Origin of the sequence: Niallia taxi, assembly GCF_004005475.1 — a bacterium.
In the GTDB taxonomy this organism is placed as follows: Bacteria; Bacillota; Bacilli; order Bacillales; family Cytobacillaceae; genus Niallia; species Niallia taxi.
Genome location: NZ_RZTZ01000017.1, coordinates 42,166 through 60,989 on the forward strand (window position 1 = coordinate 42,166; position 18,824 = coordinate 60,989).

15 protein-coding genes are annotated in these 18,824 nt (G+C 39.0%); all 15 read left to right on the forward strand.

Annotated elements, in window-relative coordinates; genetic code table 11:
• The first annotated feature begins 60 nt into the window (after positions 1-60).
• Entirely contained in the window at positions 61-1,794 is a 1,734-nt protein-coding gene (locus EM808_RS24730; protein WP_164849784.1) for a sigma-54-dependent Fis family transcriptional regulator, read from the forward strand.
• A 148-nt stretch (positions 1,795-1,942) separates the two neighbouring features.
• Positions 1,943-2,830 (forward strand): 4-hydroxy-tetrahydrodipicolinate synthase, encoded by an 888-nt coding sequence (gene dapA, locus EM808_RS24735; protein WP_127741891.1) that lies wholly within the window; start codon positions 1,943-1,945, stop codon positions 2,828-2,830.
• A 20-nt stretch (positions 2,831-2,850) separates the two neighbouring features.
• A complete protein-coding gene (locus EM808_RS24740; RefSeq protein WP_127741893.1) occupies positions 2,851-4,017 on the forward strand; it encodes an iron-containing alcohol dehydrogenase in 1,167 nt (388 codons plus the stop codon).
• A gap of 17 nt (positions 4,018-4,034) precedes the next feature.
• Positions 4,035-5,333 carry a four-carbon acid sugar kinase family protein gene (locus EM808_RS24745; protein ID WP_127741895.1) on the forward strand — a complete coding sequence of 433 codons (1,299 nt, stop codon included), beginning with the start codon at positions 4,035-4,037 and terminating at the stop codon, positions 5,331-5,333.
• 32 nt (positions 5,334-5,365) lie between these two features.
• Entirely contained in the window at positions 5,366-6,370 is a 1,005-nt protein-coding gene (gene pdxA, locus EM808_RS24750; RefSeq protein ID WP_127741897.1) for a 4-hydroxythreonine-4-phosphate dehydrogenase PdxA, read from the forward strand.
• Between the two features lie 65 nt (positions 6,371-6,435).
• Positions 6,436-7,383: a phosphoglycerate dehydrogenase gene (locus EM808_RS24755; protein ID WP_127741899.1), complete on the forward strand. Its 948-nt coding sequence runs from the start codon at positions 6,436-6,438 to the stop codon at positions 7,381-7,383.
• 64 nt (positions 7,384-7,447) lie between these two features.
• Positions 7,448-8,761: an MFS transporter gene (locus EM808_RS24760; protein WP_127741901.1), complete on the forward strand. Its 1,314-nt coding sequence runs from the start codon at positions 7,448-7,450 to the stop codon at positions 8,759-8,761.
• Between the two features lie 564 nt (positions 8,762-9,325).
• Positions 9,326-10,444 carry a sugar diacid recognition domain-containing protein gene (locus EM808_RS24765; protein ID WP_127741903.1) on the forward strand — a complete coding sequence of 373 codons (1,119 nt, stop codon included), beginning with the start codon at positions 9,326-9,328 and terminating at the stop codon, positions 10,442-10,444.
• 121 nt (positions 10,445-10,565) lie between these two features.
• Entirely contained in the window at positions 10,566-11,837 is a 1,272-nt protein-coding gene (locus EM808_RS24770; protein WP_127741905.1) for a GntP family permease, read from the forward strand.
• Between the two features lie 22 nt (positions 11,838-11,859).
• Positions 11,860-12,996, forward strand: a complete 1,137-nt coding sequence (locus EM808_RS24775; RefSeq protein ID WP_127741907.1) for a glycerate kinase — start codon at positions 11,860-11,862, stop codon at positions 12,994-12,996.
• 393 nt (positions 12,997-13,389) lie between these two features.
• On the forward strand, positions 13,390-13,884 hold the full coding sequence (locus tag EM808_RS24780) for an LURP-one-related/scramblase family protein (RefSeq protein ID WP_127741909.1): 495 nt from the start codon (positions 13,390-13,392) through the stop codon (positions 13,882-13,884).
• Positions 13,885-14,359: 475 nt separating this feature from the next.
• Positions 14,360-16,771, forward strand: a complete 2,412-nt coding sequence (gene nirB / locus EM808_RS24785) for a nitrite reductase large subunit NirB (RefSeq protein WP_127741911.1) — start codon at positions 14,360-14,362, stop codon at positions 16,769-16,771.
• Positions 16,772-16,786: 15 nt separating this feature from the next.
• A complete protein-coding gene (nirD, locus tag EM808_RS24790; RefSeq protein ID WP_127741913.1) occupies positions 16,787-17,107 on the forward strand; it encodes a nitrite reductase small subunit NirD in 321 nt (106 codons plus the stop codon).
• A gap of 21 nt (positions 17,108-17,128) precedes the next feature.
• Entirely contained in the window at positions 17,129-17,971 is an 843-nt protein-coding gene (locus EM808_RS24795) for a formate/nitrite transporter family protein (RefSeq protein ID WP_127741915.1), read from the forward strand.
• A 27-nt stretch (positions 17,972-17,998) separates the two neighbouring features.
• Positions 17,999-18,778, forward strand: a complete 780-nt coding sequence (cobA, locus tag EM808_RS24800; RefSeq protein ID WP_127741973.1) for a uroporphyrinogen-III C-methyltransferase — start codon at positions 17,999-18,001, stop codon at positions 18,776-18,778.
• Positions 18,779-18,824: the final 46 nt, after the last annotated feature.

Below are 18,824 nucleotides of genomic sequence, written 5' to 3' on the forward strand. Positions count from 1 at the left end.
ACAGTGTAATTATTTGGTATAGTAATGGTATGTTTAAATATGCAACAGAAGGTGAACGGAATGAAGGTATTAGCAATAGCTCCATATGAAGGGCTAAAAGAATTAATTACACAGCTGGCAAAAAAAGAAAAGCTTGATATTACGACAGAAATTGGTGATTTAAACCAAGGCTTATCACTAGCAAAAGCTGCGAAAAAGCAAGGCTTTGACATTATTATAAGCAGAGGAGGAACAGCAGAACTCATTCAACGGGAGCTGAGTATACCAGTCGTTGAAATAGAGGTTTCCGGTTATGATATGCTTCGCGTTTTAACGCTTGTTAAGAAATATCCTGGAAAAACAGCAATCGTAGGTTTTGAGCAAATTGCAGAGGGTGCTGCTGCGGTTTGTGAAATTTTAAATATTAGCATGTCATCCTACAAAGTAAAACAGGAGCAAGATATCAGCGCGATTTTGGAAAATCTAAAATCAAATGGCTATCAAAATATTATTGGGGATGCTGTCACAATCAAAATGGCACAAAGTGCCGGTTTGAATGGCATTCTGCTTACATCAGGAAAAGAAAGTGTCATGAAAGCTTTCCGCAATGCAGAGAAGGTATATGGATTTTATCAAAAAATAAAAGAAACCTATTCTTTGCCATATCAACTGATTGAGCAATCTGATTTGGGAATAGCTGTTTATGATGCCGATAAAACAAGAATATACAGCAATAGCCTTTTTAATGAACAGGTTACGCCGAACATGCAAGAGCAATTGCAGGAATTGTTAGGTAGTCAGGTTGGCGAAAAACATGTCTACTTGCTTTCAGACGCAGAAGCACATTGGAAGGTCTTACAGGAGCAGCTGAATAGAAACGATGAGCAAATAACTGTATTCAAGCTGGAAAGACTAGCCGTGAACGAGAAAAATCAAGCTGGCGTTCTGACATCAATTGGTGATGAAAAAAGAAACAATGGCCTTACATTCCTGTCTAAAAATGAAAAAGTGCAAAAGATCTTCACATTTATCCAAAATAGTAAACAAGTGAATTCATGCATTTGGATAAACGGAGAAAAAGGAACAGGGAAAGAATATATAGCTTCCTATATACACGCAAGTAACATGCATCTAAACAGTTCATATTTGATTACATTTGATTGTGAGCTTATGACAAAAGAGACTTGGCTGGATTGGCTATCACGGCTTGATAATGGCAAGAAAACAGTGTTCATCAAAAATATCGAGTATTTGACAATTGAACTGCAAAGAGTTCTATATCGCTTTGTAAAAGAGCATAAAGAGGAGTGCTTTTTTATTATATCTTGCAGCCAAAATATCTTTGCTAAAATCCAAACAGGTGAGTTTTTGGAAAGTCTCCATCAGCTTTTGTCTGATGTAAGCTTTGTATTGCCACCATTACGGGAAAGAAAAGAAGATATTGAAGGGATGGCATCTGTTTTCATCAATGAACAAAACTTGAGGTATGGAAAGCAAGTTGTTGGCCTTCGTCAAGAGGCAAAAGAGTATTTAGAACAAGGGAATTGGCCAGGTAATATTAATCAGCTTAAACAAACTATAAATAATGGTGTGTTATTTTCAAATGGATATTATTTAGAAATAGAAGATGTTGCAGAAGTAATGCAAGGTGAACCTGCTGGTGTGACGAGTGATTTGACGTTAACAGGAACCTTAGATGAAATAGAAAAAAGCATCATCCAAAAAGTTTGGCTAGAAGAAGGCAAAAATCAGACGAAAACCGCCGAACGGTTAGGAATTAACCGAACAACATTATGGAGAAAATTAAAAGAATAATAATAGTTGCAAAATGCAACGATATAAAAAGGTTTAAAAATTCAACTAAAAAAGTGTTGAGTTTTTAAACCTTTAGTTTTATAATGAAAAATGTAAGCGGTACATAAAATGTTAATTGTTTAAAAATGCAACCATTCGGAGGTTTATTATGGATATTAAGGGGATTATTCCAGCAATCGTGACACCAATACGTCAGGATCAAACAGTTAATGAGGTGGTGCTGAAACAACTTGTCAGCCATCTAATAGAATCGGGAGTACATGGCATATTTGCACTTGGTACAAATGGAGAATTTCATTTGTTTAATAAGGAAGACAAACTGAAAATCGCAAAAACTGTCATTGAAGCAGCTAATGGAAAAGTTCCGGTTATTCTTGGAGCTGGCGGTAATAGTACAGAGGAATCGATTGAGCTGTCTAAAGAAATGGAAGCGCTTGGTGCAGATGCATTATCGGTTATCACGCCATACTTTATTGCCCCATCACAAGAAGAATTAAAGGAGCACTTTAAAAAAGTAGCCGAATCTACATCCTTACCTGTGCTGCTTTACAATATTCCAGGAAGAACAGGTGTGAATATTGAGCCTGAAACAGCAGCTGCACTCGCAGATGTTCCGAACATTATCGGTATTAAGGACAGCAGCGGCAACTTCGAAAATATTGAACACTATATTGAGCTGACAAAGGATAAAGACTTCTCCGTATTGGCAGGAACTGATTCGCTTATTTTACAAACATTAAAAGCCGGGGGAGCAGGGGCTGTTGCAGCAACCGCAAATTTATTGCCAGAAATAGTTGTTTCTATTTATACACAGTGGATGAATGGAAATTTGGAAGAAGCAGAGAAAGCACAAAGCAGGCTTCAGCCATTGCGAGACACATTTAAATACGGAACGCTTCCGTCAACCTTAAAAAAGGCAGTTGTGTTATCAGGTATTGATGTTGGACCTCCTAAGCTTCCTGTTAAGGAGCTTGAAGGCGAAGGACTTGAAGTGGTAAAACAAATGGTTTCTGGTTATTCAAAATTACAAGTTTAATAGGCAGGGAGGAAAAGAAAATGCAACCGATATATAGCTTTCAGACAGCAAAACAAATAATAGCAGGTAAAGAATCCCTTAAACGATTAAAGGATGATATCAAACTAGTAAATAAAAATATAAAATCAGCGCTGATTATATCGCAGCCCTCCATCAGCGATTTAGGGTTTGTTGGAACAATTAAGGAGCAGCTTGAAGACCAAGGAATATATGTAAATATTAATTTAGATATTCTTCCAGAGCCTACGGTTGAAAATATCGAGGACGTTTTTCAGCAAACCTCTAATACACAGTACGATGTTCTTATTGGTATTGGTGGAGGAAGTGTACTTGATACAACGAAGATCTTGTCTGTTTTAATGACAAATGATAAGCAAGTCAGAGAGCTTTTAGGCACTGATATGGTGGAAAAGGCTGGTGTTCCTACAGTATTAATACCAACAACTTCTGGAACTGGCGCTGAAGTTACTCCTAACGCAATTGTGACAATTCCTGAAGAGGAATTGAAAATAGGGATTGTTAGCAATCACCTATTACCGGCATTGGTTGTATTAGACCCTCTATTGACAGTTGGATTGCCAAAGCCAATTACAGCAGCGACTGGAATGGACGCATTTACTCATTCATTAGAGTCATTTATTTCAAATAAAGCAAATCCGTTAAGTGATATGTTTGCACTTGAGTCGATTCGTCTTATTGCTTCAAGTATTGTCGAGGCATATGAGAATGGATCATCAGTAGAAGCAAGAGAAAAAATGCTAGTTGGTTCCATGTACGGAGGAATGGCTTTGACAAGTGCAGGCACTGCTGCCGTACATGCATTAGCATACCCACTTGGCGGTAAATTTAAAATACCTCACGGTGTTGCAAACTCAATGCTGCTTCCACATGTAATGGAATTTAACTTAGATGCTTGTACAGAAAGATTAGCACTTGTTGCAGAGCCTATGGGATTAGCTGTTTCTGGTCTGTCTGCAGAGGAAAAAGCGCGAAAGGTAATTGAAAAAATCTCAGAATGGACTGCAACACTCGAGATTCCACAGGATTTACAAGCATATGGAGTGGTCGAAGAAGATATTCCGAGTTTGGCAGTTTCAGCTGCACAAGTTACTAGACTATTGAACAATAATCCGAAAAAGGTAAGCACCGATGAAATGGAAGCGATTTATCGTAGGCTGCTTGGCTAGGGAGTGGTGTGTTAACTATGAGATTAGCAGTAATTTCTGATGATTTAACTGGTGCTAGTGATTGTGGTGCACAACTAGTGCCTTACGGGCTGAATGTAGTCGTTTCTGTGAAAAATGACAGAATTAAACGACAAAATGATACGGTCATTTTTAATACTGACAGCCGTTCTTTATCAAAAGAAGAAGCCTATAAAAAAGTACATGAGCTTGCATCCATATTAGCAGCAGAGAAATTTGATGTAATTTATAAAAAAATCGACAGCACGATGAGAGGCAATATTGGAATAGAGTTAAATGCACTTTTTGAGGCATTGTGCCCTGATTTTATCGTCATTGCACCAGGATATCCGAAAAACGACCGAATAATCGCAAATGGCCTGCATTATTTAAATGGAAAACTGCTGCATGAAACAGAGGTTGCTAAAGATCCGAAAACACCAGTGCTTGAGTCTAATATTACAAAAATGATCGAACAGCAGGCTGGACGTAGGGTTGGGCATATTAATAAAGAAGTGCTGCGAAGTGGGATTGACGACATTTGTAAGGCTTTGCAAAAGTATAAGCAAGAAGGAGTTTCCTACATTACTGTTGATTCAGTAGAAGAACTGAATTTTGAAGTGTTATTGCACGCTATTAATCTCATGAACTATAAAACAGTATATTGTGGTTCATCTGGATTAATTGCACATATACCGAAACTCTTTCAGTTAAAAGTCAAGGAAAAGAAATCTTTCATGCTAAATGAGCCAATTTTACCAGCATTATTCGTTGTCGGCAGTGTCAGCAAAATAGGGAGAACTCAGCTGGGTTATCTCTTAAATAATGAACAAATCGAAGGAATTGAATGTAATCCAATTAACCTTTTATCAGGAGAAAGTAGGGCACAAGAAGAGCTTAATTCCATAAAAAACCGAGCTGTTGAAGCAATCCGCACACAAAAAAATGTTGTGTTATTTTCTTCAGATAAAGTCGAGGAAACCCAAAGGGTTGGGATAGATAGAGGACTGACATTAGTGGAAATAAGCAATATTATTTCCAAAACAATAGGTAATATAGCCGTCCAAATCATCCGTGAATGTCAGGTGAAACGACTTTTCCTGACAGGTGGAGATACTGCACAGCAAGTACTTGAGCATCTTGAAATTGAGTATTTTCACTTACTTGATGAAGTCGAGAGTGGTATCCCAATTGGAAGATTAGACAATAGTGGGATAATCGCGGTTACAAAAGCAGGTAACTTCGGTAATGAGTATACAATGAGCACAGTATTAAAAAAACTAAATGGCACAGATCAGCAACAACTGATTGCTGAGTAATAATACTTGCCAAAAGAGGAGGGGAAATCAAGATGAAGCCAGTTATAGGAATTACAATGGGGGATGCTGCAGGCGTAGGACCCGAGATTATAGTTAAAGCACTAGCACACCAAGAAACATACGATTTGTGCAAGCCTGTCGTAATAGGTGATTCCTCCATTTTAGAAAGAGCAATCAATATTTTAGGTTATTCTTTTAAAGTAAATATAGTTAAAGCAGTCCAAGAGGCAAAATTCAAACACGGAGTCATCGATATTGTTGATTTAAACTTGTTCGAATCAAATCTTGAATTTGGTAAAGTATCAGCGCAATCCGGCGCAGCTGCGTTTAAGTTTTTGGAAAAGGCAGTACAGCTTGCAAAGGATAAGGAAATAGCGGCAATCTGTACGGCTCCCTTAAATAAAGAGGCAATGCATTTAGGCGGTTATAAATATCCTGGTCATACAGAAATATTAGCGGATTTAACAGATACAAAGGATTATTCTATGATGTTGTCATCTCCAAAGCTAAAGGTAATTCATTTGACAACACATGTTGGATTAAGAAAAGCAATTGATTTAATTGATCCTGAGCGTACATATAAAGTAATTCAATTAGCGTATGAAACATTAAGAAATGCTGGTATGCTGAACCCAAGAATTGCTGTTTGCGGAATAAACCCGCATGCAGGAGAAAATGGTCTGTTCGGTATGGGAGAGGAAGAGGAAAAATTACAGCCTGCCATTGAAAAAGCTGCTGCAGAAGGTGTAAATGTTACTGGACCGTATCCTGCCGATACTTTATTTTTCCGAGCTGTAAGGGGAGATTTTGATATTGTAGTAGCTTGTTATCATGATCAAGGCCATGTACCGATAAAGGTTCTCGGCTTAGAAGAAGGCGTGAATATCACCGTTGGTTTAAATGGCGGCATTATCCGGACATCAGTTGATCATGGTACTGCCTTTGATATTGCCGGTAAAGGGATTGCAGATGAAAGAAGTATGCTTGCTGCATTAACATCTGCGGCTGAATTAGCTCCTAAAGAAGTCAAAAAATAATCAAGCTAGGGAGGGAGGTTAGCGATATGCTATCTTTCCCCTGCGCAGTGAAAAGGAGAATAAACATGAAAGTTGTTTCAACTTCACCTTCATTTGCTAAATACTCCAATGAACCAATCGAATTCTTAAGAAGTCACCAAATCGAGTTTGAGTATTTACCAGCAGATATTACAGAAGCTGAATTCATTGAGAAAATGCAAGGGGTTAATGCGGCGATTGTTGCTTTTAATACCATTAGCGAAAAGGTACTTGATAGCTTGCCAGATTTAAAGATTGTCTGCAAGCATGGTGTCGGTGTTGACAATATAGACGTAAAAGCGGCACAGGACAGAGGGGTCGTTGTCACAAATGTCCCTAATGCCAACAAGCATGCTGTAGCTGATTTTGCATTTGCACTAATGCTTTCATTAGCGAGAAAAATACCTGAAGCCAATGATAAAACCAAAAAAGGGGAATGGCCAAGAATTTTTGGTTCAGATGTATACGGAAAAACGTTAGGAATCGTTGGGCTTGGAATGATTGGCAGAGAAGTAGCGAAAAGGGCAAAAGGCTTTGATATGAAAATAGTCGCCTATGATCCATATCCAAACGATGCATTTGCTGCGGAGTATGGTATTGAATATGTGCAACTTGAAGAATTGCTGACAATTAGTGACTTTATCACATTACATATGCCATTAACACCACAAACAAGAAATCTCATCGCAGAAAAAGAGTTTGCACTTATGAAGGAAGAGGCATTTATTGTAAACGCTTCACGAGGTGGCATTGTTTCTGAAGCTGCTTTATATGAAGCATTAAAAAATGGCAAAATTGCTGGAGCTGCTTTAGATGTGTTTGAAGAAGAGCCTGCTACCGATCATCCGCTTTTTGAGCATTCCAATTTTATTGCCTTGCCACATATAGCCGGCTATACAAGTGGAGCAATTAATACCCTTGGTATGGTGTGTGTGCAGAATATTGTTGACGTACTTGTTAACAACAAAGAACCAAACCATGTAATTAAGCTATAAATGCACTTTTTTCGAAATGTAAGGAAATGCTTCCACTATAAATGATGAAATGGGTGAACAATGTATGATAGAAAATAAACAGACCATTCCTAATGAAGGCATACAACCTGCAAGAAAGAAATCAAAGGTCCGCTGGGTTGTCATTTTCCTCATGTGGCTGGCAATTGCCATCAATTACATTGACCGTACGGTGCTCTCTGCTGCTGCACCATATATTACAGAGGAATTCCACTTATCTGCAGCACAAATGGGTGTTATCATGTCAGGCTTCTTTTGGTCCTATGCACTGTTACAAATTCCAGCAGGCTGGTTTGCAGATAAATATGGACAAAAGAAAACGCTCGGATTTGCAGTAATTTGGTGGTCTGTAGCTACTGCAGTGACAGGGCTGGCAACTGGCTTTAAATCACTGTTAGGATTTCGGGTTGCGCTAGGTGTAGGGGAAGCTGCTGCATACCCAAGTAATGCGGGGATTGCATCAAAGTGGTTCCCTGATAAAGAAAGAGCAACCGTTTCAAGTATTTTTGACAGCGGTTCCAAGTTTGGCGGAGCAATCGCAATGCCGCTAATTGTTTGGCTGATTGCCCTTGTTGGCTGGAAGGCAACCTTTGTAGTTATCGGTTTATTAGGAGTCATTTGGGGAGTTATTTGGTTCATCTATTTTAAAGAAAATCCAGAGGACCATAAAGGTGTGAATGAAGAAGAACTTCATTATATCCGCTCTGGACAATCTCGAAAAGATGGATTATCAAGCGCTCCTGCAATGAAATGGTATGAGTTACTTAAATACCGCAATATTTGGGCTATGTGTCTTGGTTTCTTTGTCATTAACTATAATTCCTATTTCTTTATTACATGGCTGCCATCATACCTTGTCGAAGAACGAGGCATGAATTTAATTGAGATGGGATTTATCGCGTCATTACCACTATTAGTAGCGATGGTAGTAGAGGTTATTGCTGGCTGGACTTCTGATAAAGTAGCTGCAAGTGGCAAACTATCGTTAACGGCAACAAGAAAACTATTTTTGATTATAGGCTTATTGATGGCATCTTGTATCGGATTTGCTGCCTTTGCAGATTCAGCAGTTCTAGCAGTAGTGTTATTATGTATCGCTAAATCAGGAACAACTGTAGCTGCATCACAAGTATGGGCATTGCCTTCAGACGTAGCTCCGAAAAATATGACATCCATCGTTGCAGGTATGCAAAATACAGTGTCTAATATGGGTGGCGTAGTTGGACCGATTATTACAGGCTTTATCGTTGCAGCTACAGGCTCCTTCGTCCCTGCACTTTTGTTTTCAGCAGGATTAATTATCCTAGGAATATTCAATTATTTATTCCTGTTAGGTAAGGTTAAACCTTTAGATGCTTAATTGGTGTATTGATTTTCGAAGAGGCTGAAATGGCCTCTTTTTTGTTTGCGAATATACAAAGCTCTGCTTGTCTATAGGAAATTCAGATTAGAATTTTTACTAGATGAGAATTGGGGTAAAGAGCAGGGTTGTACCTAAGGTTATAGCTTAATATGATAAATATATGCCAGATGAAAAGGGAGGTATTTGTCATTTCAAAGATAGCATATAGTTCTTTTTGGAAACAAAGTGTTTTAGGATCCCTAATAGTTTTGTGTATTACATTCTTTCTTCATGATTGTATTGTAGAAAATGCTCAATTAAATGTCTTTGTGGATTTCCTTGTTTTTGTGGTAATATTCTTTATTCTGTATACGATGTATTTTCTAATTGTCCGTCCTAAATTTCATCTAAAAACTAGAAAGCATGTCCAGTTGTTAACAGTATTGTTACAACTGGACATGCTTTTTTACTTGATTTATTTATTGTAAGGAAATAAATCTAGATAAATTAGCAGTAAAAGAGCTATGTTATGATAGATATAAGAAATATAAATATCCTTTTGTGTCAGAAAAGAGGAAGTAAATGAAATACTTAGACAAACGGTTAGCACAGGAAATCGTCAACCGAACGATGACAATCATCAACTGGAATATTAATGTAATGAATGAAAAAGGGATTATCATAGCGTCTGGTGATGAGCGACGGGTCGATGCTGTCCATGAAGGCGCATTAAAGGTGATTGAAACGCAAGCTGGCTTTGAAATTGCTGATACAGAAATTGGGCAGTTCCATGGCGTAAAAGCGGGTATTAACTTGCCAATCAAATCTTTCGATAAAGTGGTCGGTGTTATTGGGATTACAGGAAATCCAACAGAAATCCGTCATTATGGAGAGCTTGTGAAGATGGCTGCCGAAATGATTATCCAGCAAGCATTTTTAATGGAGGAAATGCAATGGGATGAGCGTCTTAAGGAGGAGCTTGTAACCAAACTTCTTGACGGGCAGGAATACGATGCGCTATTTTTTGACAGGGCAAAACGGCTCGGCATCGATGTGAGTATACCGAGGACGGCGGTAATTATTGCATCTACAGATAAAGCGAGAGTGTTTAAATCGCTCCGTTCTAAGCTGTTAAAGGATGATCTTCATGTAGTTCACCAGCAATATATCATTCTATTAAAAAAGATAGCTTTAAAAGATGGAGTTTGGAACGAAGCAGCTACAAAGCTTGAACTGAATAAGTGGGCAGCCTATTTTGAAACACAGGAAGGGATATCAGTTGAAATTGCACTTGGCTCCTATCATAGTGGCATGGAAGGTCTAAGTTTTTCTTATCAGGAGGCTTTTCATGCGTTGAAGGTTGGAAGAAAGCTGTCTCCAGATACAACTCTATATTTCTCAGCTGATAGTAAGCTGCCGATCTTTCTTTCGCAAGCGCAAGAGCTGGGATTAAGTGTCAGCATTGAACCATATGTTGACCGCTTCAAGCAACAGGATAAAAAGGGGGAACTGCTTGAAACATTGCTTATGTATGTGGAGGAAAATGGCGATGTCAACAAAGTGGCAGGCAAGCTGTTTATCCATCGCAATACACTTCGGTACCGGTTGGAGAGAATTAATGAACTGACAGGCAAAGACCCGCGAAAACTAAAAGAGCTAGTGGAGCTTTATATTTCGGTCCTGCAAAACCAGCTTTCATAACAAAATTGTGCAAATGCACAAAAAAGCTTGGCGCTGCCGAGCTTTTTTTTATGCTGTGTCCAATGAAAAAACATTAGTAACCGCTTACAATATAAAGTATAACAAACGAGGAGGAACTCTTATGGATGACATTCAAGTAAGTGCATTAGGAGCGATTGTTGCACTTGTTGTAGCGATCGTTTTGATACTGAAAAAGGTTTCTCCTGCTTATGGGATGCTTGCCGGCGCCTTAGTCGGAGGAATTGTTGGAGGAGTCGATATAGTCAATACAGTTTCATTAATGATGGCTGGTGCGGAGGACATTATTCCTGCTGTATTAAGAATTTTGGCTGCTGGAGTGCTTGCCGGTGTCCTGATTGAATCTGGAGCAGCTGCAGTTATTGCTGAAACAATTGTTAAGAAGCTGGGAGAAACCAGAGCGCTTCTCGCTTTATCATTAGCGACAATGATTTTGACAACAGTTGGGGTGTTTGTTGATGTTGCGGTTATAACAGTTGCACCAATTGCGCTTGCCATTGCTAAAAAGGCAGGCATTTCAAAAATGGCGATATTACTGGCGATGATTGGCGGAGGCAAAGCAGGGAATATCATGTCACCAAACCCGAATGCGATTGCTGCGTCAGATGCATTTGATGTTCCGTTAACCTCGATTATGGCTGCGGGTATCATTCCAGCTGTATTCGGACTGATTGTTACTTACATACTCGCAAAGAAACTCGTGAAAAAAGGTTCAGCAATCCAAGTAGAGGAAATCGATACACCTAATAGTTTAGAGCTTCCTTCCTTCTTAACAGCTATCATTGCACCTATTGTAACGATACTATTATTATCATTACGACCGTTGCTTAATATTAGTATTGATCCTATGATTGCCTTGCCAGTTGGTGGTATTGTCGGGGCAATTGTAATGGGAAGAGGGAAAAAGATTAATGATTATGCTGTTTCAGGATTAGGTAAGATGACTGGTGTTGCGATCATGCTGCTTGGAACAGGGACATTAGCAGGTATTATTGCGAACTCTGGCCTAAAGGATGTGCTCATTGATGGTTTAAATCTCCTTGGACTGCCAGGCTTTGTACTTGCACCTGTCTCCGGTATCTTTATGTCAGCGGCAACAGCCTCAACAACAGCAGGAACAGCGGTTGCGAGCCAAGTGTTTAGCTCAACCATTTTAGATATGGGGGTGTCCGCACTTGCTGGGGCAGCAATGATTCACGCAGGAGCAACAGTGCTCGACCATCTCCCGCACGGCAGCTTTTTCCATTCAACAGGCGGAAGTGTCAATATGGAGATGAAGGAGCGTTTAAAGCTGATACCTTATGAAACGCTAGTTGGTTTAACATTAGCACTTATTTCGACGCTTATTTATGGAGTTTTTCACTTATTTGGCTAATAAATAGAGAGGAGCAAAAATAATGAAGATTGTCCTTGCACCAGATTCGTTTAAAGAAAGCTTGTCAGCATTACAGGTAGCAAAGTCGATAGAAAGAGGCTTCAAACAGGTTCTTCCAAATGCTGAATATGTGAAGGTTCCAATGGCAGATGGTGGAGAAGGCACTGTGCAGTCTTTAGTTGATGCAACAGGCGGAAGAATCATCAAGAAAACAGTGACTGGACCATTGGGAGAAGCAGCAGAGGCGTTTTTTGGCATATTAGGGAATGAAAAATCAGCGGTAATTGAAATGGCCGCCGCCTCTGGCCTTCACTTAGTTCCAGCAACTAAAAGAAATCCACTACTTACAACAACAAGAGGCACAGGCGAATTGATTGCTGCTGCACTTGAATATAATGTCAATCATATAATTATCGGAATTGGCGGCAGTGCTACAAATGACGGCGGAGCTGGGATGGCGAAAGCGCTCGGTGCACGTTTTCTTAATTCAAACGGACAAGAAATAGCAGAAGGAGGCGGGGCTTTAAGCGATCTCGCTGCCATTGATTTATCCAGCTTAGATTCTAGATTAGCACATGTCAAAATAGAAGTAGCCTGCGATGTTGATAACCCGCTTATTGGTCCAAAAGGAGCTTCTGCCATCTTTGGACCACAAAAAGGGGCGACACCAGAAATCGTCAACCAACTGGATGAAAACCTTGCTCATTATGCGGAAATTATTGAGAAAGATCTCGGCGTGAAAATAGCAGATGTGCCTGGAGCCGGTGCCGCAGGCGGTCTTGGCGGAGGTTTGCTGGCATTTATGCAAGCTGAATTAAGTCGTGGGGTCGATATTGTTATGGAAGCGGCAAAGCTTTCCGACATCATTGCGGGAGCTGATTTAGTCATTACAGGCGAAGGTAAAATTGACGGACAGACCATCTTCGGAAAAACCCCAATCGGTGTTGCCAAAACAGCCAAAAAACACGGCGTACCTGTAATTGGGATTGCTGGAAACGTCGCAGGTGATAGCGATGCTGTACATGAATATGGGATTGATGCCATATTCAGCATAGTTCCAGGAGCAGTGTCCTTACAGGAGGCTTTCCTCCATGCAGACAAATTTGTCGAGAGAACTGCCCGTAATATTGCGTCAGTTTGGCAGTTGAAAGGAAAATAAGAGTCGCCAGTATACTGGTGACTCCCATATGAAGCCCCGGTGAGCTTCCTTGTGATTGACAGAATAGAAGAGTTGATGGAGGTAAAGTTCAGACTAGGTATTTGTTTTGGTGTTGAAGTGGAAACACCAATTTCTAATGAGTAATATTAATTAAAATTAGATTGAAATGAAAAGTAAAAGCCATGGTGCTTTTACTTTTTTATTATGTTTGAAAAATAAAAAACGCGTTGGAATACAACTGTTCCATCTAATGAACAGATATGATATTGAAACTTTTTTTGGACTTGATACGTAAATAATTAATAAATATTAACGTGAAAAATTTAGGTTCAAGCTATAAAGGAAAGTTATTAATCGATTTATAGTAATGGCAAATTTTAAAGGAGGCTTCTTATGAAACAGCTTTATATAAAGCAAAAGGTATTCAGTTTAAGTGGAAAGTTTACAGTGAAGGATCAGCAGGAAAAAGATATTTATTATGTGGAAGGGAGCTTTATGCAAATCCCAAAGACTTTCTCCATTATGAATACAGCAAGACAGGAAGTTGCCCTTATTACTAAAAAGGTATTTAGCTTTTTACCGAAGTTTTATGTAGAGGTCAATGGTCAAGAGGAGCTAACGATAAAAAAAGAATTTTCGTTTTTTAAACCACGTTACACGATAGATGCTGCTGGTATTGATGTACAGGGTAACTGGTGGGATATGGATTTTCAGGTCCTGCAGCATGGGAAAGTAATCGGTACAGTTAGCAAGGAGTGGTTCACTTGGGGCGACAGCTATAAGGTTCAAGTAGTGAACGAAGACATGGAAGCTATTATTATTGCGTTGGTTGTTGCAATTGATTGTGTGAAGGCTGATGAAGCAGCTGCTTCTTCTGCTGCGACCTGATCCAAAATTGTTGAAGTAATTATTATGTTAGGAAATCATATTCATTATGATAAAACCTCATTTAGAAATGGTACTTTTTTCTGTACTAAGTCTAATTGAGGTTTTTATTTTTATCCTTATAAGTATCCTCGGTATCTTTCGTTCTATTATTTTAACTTCATTTTTCAAAACAAAAAACTCCATGTAATTAAAAAATAACTTAGAAAATAGTGATAAAAATCCTTACAGGTCTTTAGATGTGTTTTTGCTCCTAAGAGAGATTGAATTATGAAATCTCGGTAGCGTTTTCATCCTTGATATGATTCGAAAAAATTAAATAAAATGGATAAAGTATTTACGCTTTAACACGAAAATGTAGCAAAAAGAACATGTGAGAAAATCTCACATGTTGCTTGCAGTACTACTAGGTAGCCGAGTAAACTAGGCACAGGAATATTATCGGAATAATCCGAAAGTTTTGAGGGGGCTGCCAGTTATGTTAAAGCGAAAGTTAATTTTGATTGGAAATGGAATGGCCGGAATTAGGACGATAGAAGAAATATTAAAACTTGATCCAGATGGATTTGACATTACTGTTTTTGGAAGTGAACCACATCCAAACTATAACAGAATCCAATTATCAAAGGTTTTGCAGGGAGATACAACAGTTGCAGATATTACATTGAATGATTGGAATTGGTATGAAAGCAACAATATTCGCTTATATCCAGGCGAAAGCGTAATTAATATTGATACAAAAAAACAGATTGTTTATACAGATAAGGACCGCGAAGAACCTTATGATAAGTTAATTATTGCAACTGGATCTAATCCATTTATGCTGCCGCTACCTGGTGCGGATAAACAGGGTGTAACTGCATTTCGCGATATTAAAGATTGTGAAACAATGCTGCAGTACTCCAAAAAGTATAAGAAAGCAGCCGTTATCGGAGGAGGCCTGCTAGGACTTGAAGCGGCTCGTGGGTTGCTTAATCTTGGAATGAAGGTAGATGTTATTCACATTAATGAATATATTATGGACAGACAATTAGATAGAGAGGCAGGTAAACTGTTACAAAAAGAGTTGGAAAATCAAGGCATGAACTTTTTATTAAATAAACAGACAACTGAAATTATTGGAAAAAAACAGGTAACTGGCTTACGTTTTAAAACCGGTGAAAAGATTGCAGCAGACTTGGTTGTTATGGCAGTCGGAATAAAACCAAACGTGGCATTAGCTGAAGAATCCGGCATTCCTGTTAATCGAGGGATTGTCGTTAATGATTATATGGAAACGGAAATTCCTAATATATTTGCAGTCGGTGAATGTGCTGAGCACAGAGGAATGGTATACGGCTTAGTTGCCCCGCTGTATCAACAGGGAGAAGCGTTAGCTAAACGTATTTGCAGTGTATACGATGAGGGATACAAAGGGTCCGTTCTTTCCTCTCAATTAAAAGTGTCAGGTGTAGATGTCTTCTCTACTGGAAAAATCAGAGAGGATGAGAACACTAAGGCAATAAAAATGTTGGATGATTGGAATGGCATCTATAAAAAGATAATGATTGAGCAAGGGAAAATAACTGGGGCTGTTTTATTTGGTAACACCAAGGAAGGCAATCGATTATTAAATTTAATCAAGAATGGTGCAAATATAGAGGAATATACCGAATCAAATCAGACGGAAGAATCTGGTGCCAGCTTAGTAGCACAGATGACAGATGATGAAGTGGTATGTGGATGTAATGGGGTAACGAAGGGGAATATTGTCTCGGCTATTAATAATGATGGACTTACAACAGTTGAACAGGTGAAGGGGTGTACAAATGCATCACGTTCATGTGGTTCATGTAAGTCATTAGTTGCTGATATTTTGGAATTTACACTAGGTGATAAATATAGTGAAGACCACAAGGAATCCATTTGTGCTTGTACCACGTTAACAAGGGATGAAGTTGTTAATGAAATTAGAGAAAAGCATCTTACACATACACGAGAAGTTATGAATGTATTGGGCTGGAAAAACGATGACGGATGCTCTAAATGCAGACCAGCATTAAATTATTATTTAGGAATGCTGAACCCAACGGAATATAAGGACGAACGGGAATCTCGTTTTGTTAATGAAAGATTGCATGCCAATATTCAAAATAACGGTACCTTTAGTGTGATTCCAAGAATGTATGGTGGTGTAACTAATGCCGATGACCTTAGAAAGATTGCTGATGTAGCAGATAAATACAAGGTGAAAATGATTAAATTAACCGGGGGACAACGCATTAATTTGCTTGGTGTTCAAAAGCAGGATTTACCAAGTATTTGGGCAGAGCTTGGGATGCCATCAGGACATGGTTATGCTAAAGGATTACGTACAGTTAAAACTTGTGTTGGTGCAGACTTCTGTCGTTTTGGCACACAAGACTCAGTAGGAATGGGGATTGAATTAGAGAAGAAATTTGAAGGGTTGAATGGACCACATAAAATTAAAATGGCTGTATCAGCTTGTCCAAGAAACTGTGCTGAGAGCGGAATTAAGGATGTTGGAGTTGTTGGTTTAGATGGGGTTTGGGAACTTTATGTAGGAGGCAATGCAGGTACAGATCTTAGGGAAGGTGACTTATTCGTTAAGGTGAAAACAAAAGCTGAGGTACTTGAATGGACTGGGGCCTTTTTACAGTACTATCGAGAAACAGCGAATTACTTAGAAAGAACATCTGTATGGGTTGGCCGTCTTGGTATTGATCATGTGAAGGAAAAACTTGAAGATAAAGGCTTCCGTGATGAACTGAATAAACGGATGGATATAACTTTAGCAACCGTTCAAGAACCATGGAGTGAAACACTTAAGGATGAAAATTTAGTAAAAAGACTTTATGAAACAGTTAATGTTCCAGTAGCTTCTAAATGATAGGTAGGGGGAGTAATTGTGGAAAATACACTAGGAAGAGTCTTAATCGGAAAATATTCGGATCTGCCAGAACGCCTCGGAAAAACGGCTTTTATTGGGAAGGAAGAAATTGCGATATTTAAGCTGGCAAATGGGAATGTCCGTGCCATAAAGAATCGATGCCCCCATAAAGGCGGTGTCCTTGCAGAGGGAATGGTAAGCGGAGAACATGTTTTTTGCCCGATGCATGATTGGAAAATTAATGTGTGTGACGGCCAGGTTCAAGCACCGGATCATGGTTGTGTTAAAGCATTTAAGGTGGAAGTGGAAGAGAACCTTGTATACATTGTTATCTGATTATACAAAAGGAGGGATACCATGTCATTCGTAAAGACAGATCAAGTAGTGCAGGGCATGATTGAGGCTGGTGAAGCAAAAGCGAAATTATCTGTTATAGACATGTTAATTCGAGGAGGGCTTGCAGGGGCCCTGCTAGGGTTTGGTACAACATTGGCATTCACCGCTGAAATTCAAACGGGAATGGGGATTTTTGGAGCATTATTATTTCCGGCTTGTTTTGTATTAGTCATACTGCTCGGGCTTGAATTAGTAACAGGGAGTTTTGCACTCATCCCTTTAGCAGTTTTAGAAAAAAGGGTTTCCGTTTTTCAAATGCTTTCAAATTGGTTTTGGGTCATAATTGGTCATTTAATAGGAGCAGGACTGTATGCTTTGCTGTATGTTATCGCAACAACGCAACTTAGTCATGTGACGGACAATGCTATCGCTGCAAAAATTATCGCAGTTGCAGAAGCAAAAACATTATTGTATGAAAACCTTGGCAGTGATGGTTTAATCGTCGTTTTTGTGAAAGCAATACTGTGTAATTGGATGGTAACATTAGGTGCAGTTATGGCGATGACATCGACAAACACCATTGGAAAAATTGTTGCTATGTGGTTGCCGATTTTGATCTTCTTTGCACAAGGATTTGAACATGCTGTTGTAAATATGTTTGTCATTCCTGCAGGGATGATGTTAGGTGCAGATGTGTCGTTAGCAGATTGGTGGCTATGGAATCAGCTCCCTGTCCTATTTGGCAATTTAGTAAGTGGTGTTGTATTTACAGGTCTAGCATTATACTTTACTCATCATAAAGTGAAAAAGAAAACTAGTAGCATGGTAGTTTCAGAAAAGGAAGACTATATTGCTGAAACATAACAAGTTAGTTTAGGGGGAGGCATGATGATGGGGAAAGTATATATAGTTGGAGCGGGCCCAGGTAATCCTGACTTACTTACAATTAAGGGTTTAAAATGTATACAGCAGGCAGACGTTATTGTATATGATCGATTAGTCAATAGAGAATTATTACGGGAAGCAAAATCTCATGCAGAATTCATTTATTGTGGCAAACAACCAAAATTTCATACAATGCCACAAGAAAGGATTAACCAGCTATTGGTACAATATGCCCGTTCAGGAAAAGTAGTTACTAGACTAAAAGGTGGGGACCCTTTTGTGTTCGGCAGAGGGGCGGAAGAAATAGAGGAATTGGTAAGGAACAATATTCCTTATGAAATCGTACCGGGTGTAACAGCTGGAATTGCTGCCCCAGCTTGTGCTGGAATTCCCATCACACATAGGGAGCTTGGTAACTCATTTGCAATCATTACTGGTCATTGCAAAAACGGAGAACCAACAGACATTAAGTGGGAAAGTCTTATTCATGGAGTGGATACATTAGCTATCTATATGGGAGTAGGAAATCTGCCATATATATGTGACCAATTAGTGAAGCACGGTAAGCGGGAGAATACACCTGTCGCAATTATTCAAGAAGGTACCACCTCCGGACAAAAAACAGTAACAGGTACAATAGGAACAATTGTTAGTCTTGCGCAAAAGACGAAGATAAACAACCCAGCAATGATTATTATTGGTGAAGTTGTTAGCTTCAGACATAGAATAGAGCAAATTCAAGCAGCGAATAAACAAGTCACCATGGAACTTGTTTCAGGAAGCTAACTAAATGTAAAGTGTTGATAATGGGAGCGTAATTACAGAAAACACA

Bases quoted from the DNA above. Each gene is read 5' to 3' on its own strand.
- EM808_RS24730 (WP_164849784.1), top strand. From the start codon at position 61: ATGAAGGTATTAGCAATAGCTCCATATGAAGGGCTAAAAGAATTAATT.
- dapA (WP_127741891.1), top strand. From the start codon at position 1,943: ATGGATATTAAGGGGATTATTCCAGCAATCGTGACACCAATACGTCAG.
- EM808_RS24740 (WP_127741893.1), top strand. From the start codon at position 2,851: ATGCAACCGATATATAGCTTTCAGACAGCAAAACAAATAATAGCAGGT.
- EM808_RS24745 (WP_127741895.1), top strand. From the start codon at position 4,035: ATGAGATTAGCAGTAATTTCTGATGATTTAACTGGTGCTAGTGATTGT.
- pdxA (WP_127741897.1), top strand. From the start codon at position 5,366: ATGAAGCCAGTTATAGGAATTACAATGGGGGATGCTGCAGGCGTAGGA.
- EM808_RS24755 (WP_127741899.1), top strand. From the start codon at position 6,436: ATGAAAGTTGTTTCAACTTCACCTTCATTTGCTAAATACTCCAATGAA.
- EM808_RS24760 (WP_127741901.1), top strand. From the start codon at position 7,448: ATGATAGAAAATAAACAGACCATTCCTAATGAAGGCATACAACCTGCA.
- EM808_RS24765 (WP_127741903.1), top strand. From the start codon at position 9,326: ATGAAATACTTAGACAAACGGTTAGCACAGGAAATCGTCAACCGAACG.
- EM808_RS24770 (WP_127741905.1), top strand. From the start codon at position 10,566: ATGGATGACATTCAAGTAAGTGCATTAGGAGCGATTGTTGCACTTGTT.
- EM808_RS24775 (WP_127741907.1), top strand. From the start codon at position 11,860: ATGAAGATTGTCCTTGCACCAGATTCGTTTAAAGAAAGCTTGTCAGCA.
- EM808_RS24780 (WP_127741909.1), top strand. From the start codon at position 13,390: ATGAAACAGCTTTATATAAAGCAAAAGGTATTCAGTTTAAGTGGAAAG.
- nirB (WP_127741911.1), top strand. From the start codon at position 14,360: ATGTTAAAGCGAAAGTTAATTTTGATTGGAAATGGAATGGCCGGAATT.
- EM808_RS24795 (WP_127741915.1), top strand. From the start codon at position 17,129: ATGTCATTCGTAAAGACAGATCAAGTAGTGCAGGGCATGATTGAGGCT.
- cobA (WP_127741973.1), top strand. From the start codon at position 17,999: ATGGGGAAAGTATATATAGTTGGAGCGGGCCCAGGTAATCCTGACTTA.